This window comes from Sorangium sp. So ce1335 (genome assembly GCF_051521615.1).
In the GTDB taxonomy this organism is placed as follows: Bacteria; Myxococcota_A; Polyangia; order Polyangiales; family Polyangiaceae; genus Sorangium.
The window spans coordinates 11,136,155-11,148,719 of the sequence record NZ_CP150363.1 but is presented as its reverse complement, the minus strand read 5'-3'; the positions used below and the strand labels follow the sequence as shown (position 1 = coordinate 11,148,719).

Annotated in this window: 10 protein-coding genes; 9 read left to right on the top strand and 1 reads right to left on the bottom strand. The window is 72.1% G+C overall.

Annotation, left to right across the window (positions count from 1 at the left end):
• The first annotated feature begins 267 nt into the window (after window positions 1-267).
• The 8 genes from WMF24_RS41800 to WMF24_RS41765 all read left to right on the top strand — a co-directional run bounded on the left by WMF24_RS41800 (window position 268) and on the right by WMF24_RS41765 (window position 9,143).
• A complete protein-coding gene (locus tag WMF24_RS41800; protein ID WP_437733047.1) occupies window positions 268-2,010 on the top strand; it encodes an IgGFc-binding protein in 1,743 nt (580 codons plus the stop codon).
• A gap of 68 nt (window positions 2,011-2,078) precedes the next feature.
• Window positions 2,079-2,993: a DMT family transporter gene (locus WMF24_RS41795; protein WP_437733046.1), complete on the top strand. Its 915-nt coding sequence runs from the start codon at window positions 2,079-2,081 to the stop codon at window positions 2,991-2,993.
• 327 nt (window positions 2,994-3,320) lie between these two features.
• On the top strand, window positions 3,321-4,640 hold the full coding sequence (locus WMF24_RS41790; protein WP_437733045.1) for a phenylacetate--CoA ligase family protein: 1,320 nt from the start codon (window positions 3,321-3,323) through the stop codon (window positions 4,638-4,640).
• A gap of 322 nt (window positions 4,641-4,962) precedes the next feature.
• The gene (locus WMF24_RS41785; protein ID WP_437733044.1) at window positions 4,963-5,694 is read left to right on the top strand and encodes a ClpXP protease specificity-enhancing factor SspB; all 732 of its coding nucleotides are present in this window, start codon (window positions 4,963-4,965) and stop codon (window positions 5,692-5,694) included.
• Window positions 5,695-5,753: 59 nt separating this feature from the next.
• Window positions 5,754-6,974 carry a branched-chain amino acid ABC transporter permease gene (locus WMF24_RS41780; protein WP_437733043.1) on the top strand — a complete coding sequence of 407 codons (1,221 nt, stop codon included), beginning with the start codon at window positions 5,754-5,756 and terminating at the stop codon, window positions 6,972-6,974.
• Entirely contained in the window at window positions 6,971-7,789 is an 819-nt protein-coding gene (locus WMF24_RS41775) for an ABC transporter ATP-binding protein (protein WP_437733042.1), read from the top strand. Before WMF24_RS41780 ends, WMF24_RS41775 begins: the two co-directional genes overlap by 4 nt.
• Window positions 7,786-8,544: an ABC transporter ATP-binding protein gene (locus WMF24_RS41770; protein ID WP_437733041.1), complete on the top strand. Its 759-nt coding sequence runs from the start codon at window positions 7,786-7,788 to the stop codon at window positions 8,542-8,544. Before WMF24_RS41775 ends, WMF24_RS41770 begins: the two co-directional genes overlap by 4 nt.
• Before the next feature lie 224 nt (window positions 8,545-8,768).
• On the top strand, window positions 8,769-9,143 hold the full coding sequence (locus tag WMF24_RS41765; RefSeq protein WP_437733040.1) for a response regulator: 375 nt from the start codon (window positions 8,769-8,771) through the stop codon (window positions 9,141-9,143).
• Window positions 9,144-9,265: 122 nt separating this feature from the next.
• On the opposite strand, the gene WMF24_RS41760 is transcribed toward WMF24_RS41765, so the two are convergent.
• Complete coding sequence (locus WMF24_RS41760) at window positions 9,266-10,306, bottom strand: hypothetical protein (protein ID WP_437733039.1); 1,041 nt, start codon at window positions 10,304-10,306, stop codon at window positions 9,266-9,268.
• Between the two features lie 574 nt (window positions 10,307-10,880).
• Here WMF24_RS41760 and WMF24_RS41755 point away from each other — a divergent pair.
• On the top strand, window positions 10,881-12,446 hold the full coding sequence (locus WMF24_RS41755; protein ID WP_437733038.1) for a glycosyltransferase: 1,566 nt from the start codon (window positions 10,881-10,883) through the stop codon (window positions 12,444-12,446).
• Window positions 12,447-12,565 lie beyond the last annotated feature (119 nt).

The following is a 12,565-nucleotide window of genomic DNA, read 5'->3' as shown; positions in this document are numbered from 1 at the left end:
CGAGGCGCCACGCCGGAATGTAATCACCAATTCATCGAACCCGCCGATCCTGAGAGTCCATTCTTTACAAGAATGGCGTCGTGGGCGGATTTCTTCGGCGTGCTTGCATTGCGGTACAAAAGCGCGTAGCCGGGATCAATGGACACCGACGTGTCCTCGAGTGCGCAAGCACCCCACCTGCCACGTCAGCAAACCACCCTGATCGTCTCAAGCAAGCCGGGCTGTCGCACAGGCCCCTGTGCTCGAAGTCCGTCGTCGGGAGGGCCCATGCAGATCTCGAAGCACTCTCTGTTTCTCGGCCTGGGGTTGTGGCTGGGCGCCACCTCCGCGGCCGCGTGCTCCGCCAGCGGAGCATCGGCGCCTGCGTCCTCCCAATCGGGCTCTTCCGGTCCTGGGAGCACGAGCGGCGCTGGCGCCGGCGGCGGATCGGGCGGCGGCGGATCGACGTCGACGGGCGGGATCGAGGACGATCTCGGCAGCGGCGTCACCACCGGGGGCGGCGGCGACGACGGCGACGTCCTGATGCCGGCGGAGGATCCGAAGACGTGCGCGGAGGCGGCCGCGAGCAAGTCCTACATCGGCTGCGACTTCTGGCCCACGGTCACCGCCAACGTCGTCTGGTCGATCTTCGACTTCGCGGTCGTCGTCGCGAACGCGGGAGACGAGGCCGCCGAGGTCGAGGTGACGCGCGGCGGTGAGCCCGTCGCGCAGGCCGAGATCCCGCCCAACAGCCTGTCGAAGATCTATCTCCCCTGGGTCCCCGCGCTGAAGGGACCCGACTCCGACGAGTGCGCCTCCGGTCGGCCGATCGAACGATCGGTCCGCGTGGACGCCGGCGCGTACCGCCTCGTGTCGAGCAGGCCGGTCACCGTCTATCAATTCAACGCGCTCGAGTACAAGGGCGCGGGAGGGCCCGCCGGCAAGGACTGGTCCTCCTGCCCGGGCAACGACGTGTGCGATGATGTTGCCCCGGTCGGCTGCTTCTCGTTCTCCAACGACGCCTCGCTGCTCCTGCCGAGCACGGCGATGACAGGCAACTACCGCATCCCCGGCCAGCAGGGCTGGGCCGACGTCGGGATGGGCGGGACCCTCGTCATCACCGGCACCGCGGACGGCACGAGCGTCACCGTGAGCGTGGCCCAGGGCGGCGCTGTCGTCGCCGGCGGCGGCGTCCCCGCCACGCGCGGCGGCGAGAGCTTCACGGTCGAGCTCGACGAGGGCGACGTCGTCGAGATCCTCGGCGATCCGGCCAGGGACCTCAGCGGCAGCCTCGTCACCGCCACGAAGCCCGTCCAGGTGCTGACGGGCATGCCGTGCGTGGAGGCGCCGATCGGCCGCGCCGCCTGCGACCACATCGAGGAGTCGGTGTTCCCCGCCGAGACCCTGGGCAAGCATTACTTCGTCACGATCCCGACGTCGCCCCGCGGCCAGGTCATCGGCCACATCGTGCGCCTCTACGGCAATGTCGACGGCACGGCGCTCACCTATCCCTCCGGCCGGCCGGACGGCGCGCCGACGAGGATCGACGCCGGCCAGGTCGTCGACCTCAGCATGGTGAGGAGGGACTTCGAGGTCGTCGGAGATCACGAGTTCGCGGTCAGCTCGTTCATGCTGGGGGCCGACATCGTCGACCCATCCACGCGCCCGCCCAACCAGAAGGGCGATCCGTCGCAGAGCCACCCCACCGCCGTCGAGCAATACCGCACGAAGTACGTCTTCCTCGCGCCGAGCGATTACGACGAGAGCTACGTCGACATCGTCCAGCCGATGGACGCCTCGATCACGCTCGACGGCGCCGCGGTCGGCGTCGCGCCCACCCCGATCGGCAACGGCTCGGGCTTCGGCGTCGCGCGCGTCAAGCTCGGCCCCGGCAACGGCGGCGCGCACGTGCTGACCGCCTCGGCCCCTGTCGGCATCCAGGTGATCGGCTACGGCTCTTACACGAGCTACCAGTACCCGGGCGGCCTCAACCTCCTCACCATCGCGCCGCCGCCGCCCCCGCCCCGGTGACCGCGGACAGCAGGGCGTCGCCGCGGCCGCCGGTTGTCTTTCCCCGCCGCCTGGCCTAGCACCACCGCATGGCGGCCAGGCAGCGCGTCACGGCCCGGGGCGCGGCGCTCTTCGTCGTCCTGGCCAGCCTCGCCTTCGCCACGAGCGGCCCCCTCGCCCGGTACGCGCGCCCGGTCCACCCGCTCTTCATCGCCTTCGGCCGGGTCGCCCTCGCCGCCGTGGCGCTCTCGCTTTTCGACCTGCGCGGGCTCGCCCGCTCGGCCGCCGCCCTCTCGCTGCGCCAGCGCGCCGCCGTCCTCGCCGCGGGCCTCCTGCTCGCCGTCCACTTCGCGCTCTTCCTCTGGGGCCTCGACCGAACCTCCCTCGCCGCGGCGCTCTCGCTCATCTCGCTCGAGCCGCTCGCGGTCGTGCTCTGCGCGTGGGTGTTCTTCCGCGTGCGCCCCACCCGCGCGGAGCAGGCCGGCGTGCTCCTCGCCACCGCCGGCGCCGCCCTCGTCGCGCGCGGGGCGGGCTCCGGCGATCACCGGCTCTCGGGCGACCTCATGGTCGTCGGCGCCACCCTCCTGTACGGCCTCTACGTCTCCTTCGCCCGCGCGCTCCGCGACGCCCTGCCCGCGCGGAGCTACGCCGCGCTCGTCTACGCGAGCGCCGCGATGTTCCTCGCCGCGGCGCTCCCCGCCGCGCCCGGCGCGCTCGAGGGCGTCTCCCCGCCGCCGGCGCACGCCACCGTCGCCATCGTCGCGCTCGCGCTCGTCCCCACCCTCGTCGGCCACACCGCGGTGCAGGCCGCGGCGCGGCGCATGTCCCCGGCGATCGTCGCGCTCGTGTCCCCCGGCGAGACGCTGGGCGGGATCGTCATCGGCGCCCTGTGGCTCGGCGCCGTCCCGACCTCCACCGAGGTCGCCGGCGCCGCGATCATCCTCGCCGGCGCCACCGTGGCCATCCTGGGGTCGAGCCCGCCCGCGACCGAGGGCGCCGGCTGACGCGCGCTCTCGGCCACCGCCGCGCCGCCCCGCGCCGAGCGCCCGTCGCGCGATGCCCGTCGCGCGATGCCCGTCGCGCGACGTCCGGCGTGCGGCGCCCGCCTCACGATGGAAGCGTGCCTGTGCAGCGATGGAGTCGAGCGCCCATGTCCCTCCCGGGACGGAAGTCGCCGGCGCGCGCCGCTTCGGTCGAACTCCTCACCACGATGATGGGGAATCGCAGGAGAACCACCCTCGCGCGCTTGACTGTCGAGGGTTCGACACGACGCTCTCAGCATGTACGGTGGGCTGTTTCGAAACATCCTGTTTCCGCTCTACGAGACCCGATTGCGGGGCAGGGATACCCTCAGGTCCCTGGAAGAGCTCGAGCGCTCCCAGTGGCGATCGGAAGAGGAGATTCGCGATCTCGCCTTCCGGCGGATGCTCGCGACGCTCCATTTCGCCGAGCAGAACGTCCCTTTCTACCGCGCCAGGTTCGCCGAGCACGGCGTGCGCGTCGCCTCGGTGAAGTCGCCGGAGGATCTGCTGCGGCTCCCCGTCCTCACGCGGGCCGACCTGCGCGCCCACGGGCACGATCTCCTCGCCGAGGGCTTCGTCGGGCGGCTCTACGCGAGCGGCACGGGGGGCTCCACGGGAGAGCCGGTGCAGTTCCGCTTCGACCACCGCACGTACGAGCGCCGCATCGCGGCCGCCATGCGGTCCGACCGGTGGGCGGGCGCCCGGCTCGGCGACCGGGAGCTCCACCTGTGGGGCACCCAGCTCTTGCGCGAGCCGCTCGCGAAGAAGGCGAAGCGATCGCTGTACGAGGCCCTCCTCCGCAAGAAGATGATCTCCGCCTTCGACCTGTCCGACCGGCGGCTCGCCGCGCTCCTCGACGAGATCGCGCGGTACCGGCCGCAGCTCATCGTCGGCTACACGGGCGCGCTGTACCAGGCGGCGCGCTACGCGCTCGCCGGGGGGCGCGCGCTCCCGGCGCCGCGCGGCATCGTCACGAGCGCGGAGCGGCTCTTCGCGCACCAGCGCGAGGCCATCGAGCGCGCCTTCGGCGCCCCGGTGTTCGATCGGTACGGCTGCCGCGAGCTCATGCTCATCGCCGCCGAGTGCGAGCGGCACACCGGCAAGCACATCAACATGGAGGGCGTGTACGTCGAGCTGCTCCGCGACGGGCGCCACGCCCTGCCGGGCGAGGCGGGTGAGGTCGTCGTGACCGATCTCGTCTGCCGATCGATGCCGCTCATCCGCTACAAGAACCAGGACGTCGCGATCGCCGCCGACGCGCCGTGCGGGTGCGGCCGCGGGCTGCCGATGCTCGCCTCGGTGGAGGGCCGCGTCCTCGACCTGCTCGTCGGCCCCGACGGCGAGCTGCTCGCGGGGGAGCTCTTCCCGCACCTCATCAAGGACCAGCCGACGATCGCCCGCTACCAGGTCTACCAGGACCGGCGCCGCGCGATCACGATCAGGCTCGTGCCCGGCAAGGGCTTCCAGCCCGAGACCGCGCGGCTCATCGAGCGCACCGTCCGGCAGCACCTCGGCGAGCGCGCCGAGATCTGCGTCCAGCTCGTCGACGACATCCCCCTCACGAGCGGCGGCAAGCACCGCGTCACCCTCTCGGAGGTCCCCGTCGAGCTGAGCCGGCGCGCGGCGTGAGCCCCCGGCGCCCGCCGCGGCGGCGCCGTCCGTCCTGCCCTGCGCGCCCTGGCGCCCGCCCCACGCACCTCGGCGCCCGCCCCACGCACCTCGGCGGCCCGCGCCGCGCACCTCGACCGGCCCGCGCCGCGCACCTCGACCGGATCGCGCCGCGCACCTCGACCGGATCGCGCGGCGCGCCTACAGCGGTCTTTCTACAGATCCGCTGAAGCTGCCTGGCGGCTGGCGCGCCGCGGCCTGCTCGACGGCGCGTCGCCCCGCTCCCGACGGCCCGAAGCGCTGGCGGAGCCGCGCTGTCCGGGGTATTGGGCAGAGCAGTACGATGTCGGACGTGCAGAGACCGCTTCCGCCGAAGAAGGACGTCGCGCTGGCCCTCCTCGAGCGAGAGCCGAGCGTGTTCATCCACCTCGATCCGCGCCGGCCCGGTGTCTCCGTCCCCAAGTGGTTCACGGGGCAGCCGCAGCTCATCCTGCAGGTCGGCATGAACATGGCGATCCCCATCCCCGACCTGAAGGTCGACGACGACGGGATCAGCTGCACCCTCTCGTTCAACCGCGCTCCGTTCTGGTGCCGCCTGCCGTGGCACGCGATCTGGGCGCTCGTGAGCGAGGACCAGCGCGGGATGGTGTGGCCCGAGGACATCCCGGCCGACCTCGCCGCGCAGAAGCAGCAGCGGCCCCAGGCGGGCCCGCCGCAGAAGCCCGGCAAGCGCCCGCGCCCGCGGCTGGCCGCCGTCGCGACCCCGAGCGACGACGAGCAGCGCGCCGAGGCGTCGGACGAGGCGCGCGCGCGCGACCGCGGCCGCCGCCCCGAGGGGGACGCGGTGGAGACCGGCGAGCGCCGCAGCACCAGCGAGGCCCCGGCGCGCGACGCCGGCGCGCCCGTGCGGCCGCTCGCGCCGGTGCCCGCCCTCGCGCCCGTGCGGTCCGCCCCGGAGGAGCGCGAGCGCGAGGACGACGATACCAGCAGCTCCGGTGAGCCGGAGCCCAGCCCGCGCCCCGGAGCCGGCAAGCCGAAGCGCGAGCTGCCCCCGTATTTGCGCGTCATCAAATAAAGCTACTGCTTGACGGTACGGCTCGGCCAAATCAACTGTGGCCCGCCATGCCTCGACCGTTGCAGCGCGTCGTCCAAGCGCTTGGGCTCCTCGGCGCCGTCGTCGCGCTCGAGTTCGGCTTCGAGACCCTCTTGCCGGACGCCGCCTGGCGGCAGCTCGCCCTGTTCGCGATGGTCAACGTCATCGCGGCCCTCTCGCTCAACGTCATCAACGGCATGGCCGGCCAGTTCTCGATCGGCCACGCCGGCTTCGTCGGCATCGGCGCGTACACCGGCGCGATCGTCGCCGGCCACCTGCACCAGCAGCTCGGCGGCGGCGAGCCGCTCTTCGGCGACTCGTTCCTCGTGATGCCGGCCGCGCTGCTCGCGTCCGGGCTCGTCGCCGCGCTCTTCGGCCTCATCGTCGGCCTGCCGAGCCTGCGCCTGCGCGGCGACTACCTCGCCATCGTGACGCTCGGGTTCGCCGAGATCTTCCGCCTGACGATCGCCACGGCGACGACGGGCGGCGCCGACCAGGGGACGGTGGGCAGGCTGCTCGGCGCGCTCGGCGGCCCGATCGGCTACGCAGGCCCCGACGACACGGGCGTCCCGCAGTACGCCGGCCCGTTCTGGATCTTCGGCGCCGTCGTCGTCGCGACCCTCATCGCGTGGCGGCTCAAGTTCTCCGGCTGGGGCCGCGCGCTGCGCGCGCTCCGCGAGGACGAGATCGCCTCCGCCGCGGTGGGCGTCGATCCCACCCGCTACAAGGTCACCTCGTTCGTCATCTCCGCCGCGGGCGGGGGCATCGCCGGCGCCCTGCTCGCCTCGATGCGCGACGGCAACCCCACGGTCCAGCCCGACCAGTTCACGTTCAGCTACTCGTTCGACGCCATCACGATGGTGATCCTCGGCGGCTCGGGCAGCGTCACCGGCTCGATCGTCGGCGGCGTGCTCGTGACCTTCACGGTGAAGCTCATCGAGCAGCTCCAGGGGCTCGACAGCGTCCTCGCGCTGAAGGCCGCCTACCCCGCGCTCGACCTGAACGCCCTCCGGATGGTGATCTACGCCGCGATCCTCATCGGGCTGATGATCCTCCGCCCCGGGGGGCTCTTCGGCGAGCGCGAGCTGTTCGACCGGCGCTGGGCGCGCAAGAAGCGCCCCCCCGCGGGCCCGGCCGAGCCCATCCCCGCCACCACGGGCGCCGAGGCCGCCGGGCGCGCCGGTGGGGCGCCGCCCGAGGGGCAGCCGCCCGGCACCGCCCTCGAGCGCGAGGCCAAGCCGGCCGGGAGGGAGCTCGAGTGAACCTCGATCTGAAGCACGTCACGAAGCGGTTCGGCGGCCTGCGGGCCGTCGGCAACGTCTCCTTCACCGTGCCGGAGCGCTCGATCTTCGGGCTCATCGGCCCGAACGGCGCCGGCAAGACGACGGTGTTCAACCTGATCACCGGCGTCTACAAGCACGACGAGGGCTCGATCCGCTTCGGCGGGACCGACCTCGCGCCGCTCAAGCCGAGCCAGATCGCGCGGCTCGGCATCGCCCGCACGTTCCAGAACATCCGCCTCTTCGGCCAGCTCACGGTGCTCGAGAACGTGCTCGTCGCCTGCGAGAACCTGCGCAGGTCGACGCTCACCTCCGCCCTGCTCCGCTCGCCGTTCTTCTACAAGGACGAGCAGGAGATGACCGAGCGCGCGCTCTCGCTGCTCTCGGTGTTCAAGCTCGAGGACATGGCGGACGAGATCTCGACGTCGCTCTCGTACGGCAACCAGCGCCGCCTCGAGATCGCCCGGGCGATGATGCTCAAGCCGAAGCTGCTCCTGCTCGACGAGCCGGCGGCCGGCATGAACTACGGCGAGGCCGAGGGGCTCAAGCAGCAGATCCGCTGGCTGCGCGACACGTTCGAGATCACGGTCGTGCTGGTCGAGCACAACATGCAGGTCGTGATGGGCGTGTGCGAGGAGATCCACGTCCTCGATCACGGCGAGACCATCTCGCACGGCACCCCCGAGGCCGTGCGCAGGGACCCGAAGGTCCTCGCCGCCTACCTCGGCGAGGAGGTCGAAGGCGAGGCGGCCGAGGCCAGCCCCGCGGCCGGCGCGGCCGCCCAGGAGCCCGCATGAAGACAGTGCACCCGACGCGGCCGCCCCCCTCCGTGGCCCCCGGCGAGCCGCTGCTCGTCGTCGACGATCTCGCGGTCAGCTACGGCGGCATCAAGGCGCTGAAGGGCGTCAGCCTCGAGGTCCGGCGCGGCGAGATCGTCGCGATGATCGGCGCGAACGGCGCCGGCAAGACGACGACGCTGAAGACGATCGTCCGCCTCTTGCCGATCGCCTCCGGCCGCATCCGCTACGACGGCAGGGACCTCGCGTCCGTGACGGCCGAGGAGCTCGTCGCCGCCGGCGTCTCGCTCGTCCCGGAGGGGCGCGCCATCTTCTCGAACCTGACCGTCCGCGAGAACCTCGAGCTCGGCGCCTGGTGCCACAAGCACGGGCCCACCATGGCCGAGACCCTCGACGACGTGGTGAAGCTCTTCCCCCGCCTCGGCGAGCGCATGCACCAGCAGGGCGGCACGCTCTCCGGCGGCGAGCAGCAGATGCTCGCGATCGGCCGCGCCATGATGGCGCGCCCCGCGATGCTGCTCCTCGACGAGCCCTCGCTCGGCATCGCCCCGCGGCTCGTCGCCGACATCTTCGAGTCGATCGCCACGATCGCGGCGTCAGGGACTACCGTACTCCTCGTCGAGCAGAACACCCGACTCGCGCTCAAGTACTCGACCCGCGCTTACGTGCTCCGTACTGGGCAGATCGCCATGAGCGGCGACTCGAAGGATCTCGCGGCGAACGAAGAGATCAGAGCGGCCTACCTCGGCGGCTGAATCCCCGCCGAGCGCGGGTCCTCCGCCGCGGCGCGCGCAGGCGTCACGGAAGAGACAGGCGGGAAGCGCCGGTGTTTCGCGCGCGTATCAACGCGTCGCGTGATGCGTTGAGGTGCGTTTGACATCGCGCTTTGCCGCCAATGGAGTATGGTTTCCGTGACCCAGGCGATGAAGAACAGGTCTTAACGGTCGCGGTCAGCGGTGGCCGCCAACGGGGGATACCCATGGAGATCGAGAGCACGACCCGCGTTCTGGTGATCGACGACGACGCCAGCAACTCCCAGCCGCTCGTCCACTTCCTCTCATCCCGGGACTACACGGTGGAGACGTGCTGCGGGCTCGGCCATGCGCGCGACGTGCTTGCCCGGTGGCGTCCTCACGTGATGGTGCTCGTGCCGCGGGACGAGGCGGAGGTGCACAGCGAGATGGAGGAGCTGCGCCGCATGTCGCCGCGCGTGCCCGTCGTGGTGCTCACGCTCGCGGCGGGCCCGCAGATGATCCTCGACATGGAGGCGTTCGCGCCCACGGTGCCCGCGTGCCCGTCGCGCGGCCTCGCGTACATCGAGTCCGCGGTCGCGGACGCGTCCGCCATGGGCTGAGCGGCCGCCCGCCCGCCGGGGCGCCCGCCCGCCGGGGCCCCGGTCACGTGGCCCGGATCACGCGGCCGGGTCACATGGCCCGAGCACGTGGCCCGAGCACGTGGCCCGAGCACGTGGCCCGATCACGTGGACGACGCGATGCCGTCCGGCAGCCCGTCGAAGAACTCCCCCACCACGGCCGCGATCCAGGCGCGCACGGGCTCTGTCGCGCAGAGGCTCCGCACGGCGGGCCAGAGCGCGGCCGCGAGCGCGTCGAAGTCGAGCGCGGGCGCGATCCCGAAGCGCCCGAGCACCTCGCCGATCGGCTCGTCCGCGTGGGCGGCCACGAACGCCGCGGTCGCCTCGTGGAGCCGCCGCCGCACCGGCCGGTCCCGCAGCACCTGGGCGGCGACGTCGGCGCCGAGCTCCTCGGCGAGCTTCGAGCTCCTCGCGTCGAGCTGGCCGACGAGCGCGCTGATCTCCTGCTCCAGCACCCACGTCGCGACGTGCTTGCGCAGGCCGACGAACTCGGGCGTGTCGCCCTTGGCGACGAGGATGTCCTGCACCTGGCGCATCGCCGTGCGCGAGAACCCCTGCAAGAACCGGCGGATCTCCGGCTCGAGGCGCCGCTCGAACTCGCCCCGCAGCGCGCCCACGCTCTTGCCGACCCCGCCGAGGCCGAACGGGGCGACCCGCTTGAGCAGCGCCGGCAGGCCCCACTCGGCGAAGAACGGGTTCACCTTCTCGGAGAACTCCTTCAGCGTGTCGTAGAGGACGTCGCGCATCACCGCGTCGAGCGCCGCGCTCTCCAGCACCTCGCGCACGAGCCGCTCCGGGACGAGCTTCGGCTGCTCCAGGATGCGGTCGAGCTTGTCGCGCGCCCCCTCCGGCATGAGCTCCTTCGCCCGCCGCCGCTCCGCGCGCGCCGCCTCGACGAGCGCCTCGAGCGCCGCCTCGGCCGCGGGCCGGACGGCCCGCCGGAGCGACTCCTCCGCCGCCAGCGCGTCGAGCGCCCGCGCGATCGCCGCCGCGTCCGCGATCGCGCCGAGCGGCGTCGCGAGCAGCGCCGCGAAGCCGGCGGGCAGCCGCTCCCGGAAGTCCCGCGCGGCGGCCTCGGAGACGAGCCGCGCCTCGAGGAACGCGATCTGGCGGGCCTTCAGTTCATTAAGTAACGCGCGACTCATCCGGGAACGGATAGCCCCGGGTCCCCGCCGGCGCCAGACGCAGATGACCCCGGTCCGCGGCCCGCGCTCGGCGCGCCGCGGCGGGTCCGGGGGCGCCGCGCCGGACGCGTGGCTCGGCGCGCAGCCGGGCGCGTGGTTCCTGGACAGCCCTCAAAATCGCGCAGGACTGTGGAACACTGTGAATTTGACCGTCAGGTGAGGGCCGTAGTTATTGAACCGGATCCCAGAGAAGGCCTTACTAAAAACACCTTACTTGGGCTGACGGTATCCGGAGATCACCTTACCTGGAGTGTCGCTCGTGTACGTGCGTTCGCGCGCAGAACCCGCAGCGAACGCCGCGCGAGCGAGCGGAGAGGGATTGTCGGTGATTGTCATTTTCCCCGGGGAGCGACTCGGCGGTGGCGTCAAGTTTCCCGGCGTCGTGACAGAGAGTTGCAACGAATTACAAGTGCATGACAACTTCGGATTCGGCCGATGGTACGCGTTCGTCACCCGCCAGCATCGCAGGAGTGGAGACCGGGGCTCTCGACCGGACCCACGGCTGCCCGGCACCCGCTGGCGGCAGGTGGTCCCGATGCTCTCCATGCTGCTCTGTGTGCTCTACTTCGGCGTGCTGCTCGGCCTCAGCGCCTACGGCCTGCACCGGCTGCACCTCGTGGTCCTCTGCCGTGTGCACCGCGCCAAGATCGCGCGCGCGCAGGAGGTCCCGGCGCTGACCGATCGCGACCTCCCGCCGGTGACGATCCAGCTCCCGCTGTTCAACGAGTCGACGGTCGCGGCGCGGCTGCTCGACGCGGTCGCGCGGATGGACTACCCGCGCGACAAGCTCGAGATCCAGGTGCTCGACGACTCGACGGACGAGACGCAGGGCCTCGTCCGCGCGCACGTGGAGCGGCTGCGCGCGCAGGGCATCGACGCGGTGTACCTGCACCGCACCGACCGGACCGGCTACAAGGCCGGCGCCCTCGACGCGGGCCTCAAGGTCGCGAAGGGCGAGCTCGTCGCGATCTTCGACGCCGACTTCATCCCGCAGCCCGGCTTCGTCCGCTCGATCGTCGGCCACTTCGAGGATCCGACGGTCGGCATGGTGCAGACGCGCTGGGGCCACCTGAACCGCGACGTCTCCATCCTGACGCAGGTGCAGGCCCTCATGCTCGACGGCCACCACCTCGTCGAGAACCGCGCGCGCTACGGCGCCGGCCTCCTGTTCAACTTCTCCGGCACCGGCGGGATGTGGCGCAAGGACGCGATCCTCGAGGCGGGCGGCTGGCAGCACGACACGCTGACCGAGGACCTCGACCTGTCGTACCGGGCGCAGCTCGCGGGCTACCGCTTCATCTACCGCGAGGATGTCGTCTCGCCGGCGGAGCTGCCGGAGGACATCTCGGCGCTGCGCGCGCAGCAGTACCGCTGGGCCAAGGGCACGGTGCAGACCGCGCGCAAGCTCATGGCCACGGTGCTGAACGCGAAGCTCTCGCTCGGCCAGCGGGTCGAGGCGTTCTTCCACCTCACGCCGCACTTCGCCTACCCGCTCCTCGTGCTCCTGAGCGTGCTCCTCCTGCCGGCGCTCGTGCTGTTCCCCGCGGCCGACACGCTGACGATGGTCGCCATCGACCTGCCGCTCTGCACGGCCACCACGGGCTCGCTGGCGGCGTTCTACATGCTGGCCGAGACGGCGCAGGGCCGCTCGCGCTGGGGCGCGGTCGTGCGCCTGCCGATGCTCATCGCGCTCGGGACGGGGCTCGCGCCGCACCTCTCGAAGGCGGTGATCGAGGGGATTCGCAGCATGTCCGGCGAGTTCGTCCGTACGCCCAAGCAGGGCGACAACAAGGGCCGGTACAGGGTGCGCACGGACCTGCCGCTCACCGAGGCGATGCTCGCCGTGCTCTCGTGCGGCGCGGTCGTCGCGTCGGTCCAGACGGGGCACTACTTCGCCACGCCGTTCGCGGTGCTCTTCGCTGTCGGCTACCTCTACGTCGCGTTCATGGTCGCCCAGGAGCAGATCGCGCGCCGCCGCGACGCGGCCACCTCGAGCGCGCCGGCCGTCTGGAGCGACGCGCGGCCGGCCGACGCGGCCGTCGTCGGCGCCTGGTCCAGGCAGGCGACGAAGGAGCGGCCCCTCGGCGACCTCGCCGCCTGAGCGGAGCGCCGCCGCGGCGAAGGCCTGTCCCCGTCCGGTCCAGCCTGCTCCCGCCTGTCACCGTCCGTCTCGGCCTGTCACTTCCTGTCACTTCCTGTCACTGTAATTTTGCATGAAGC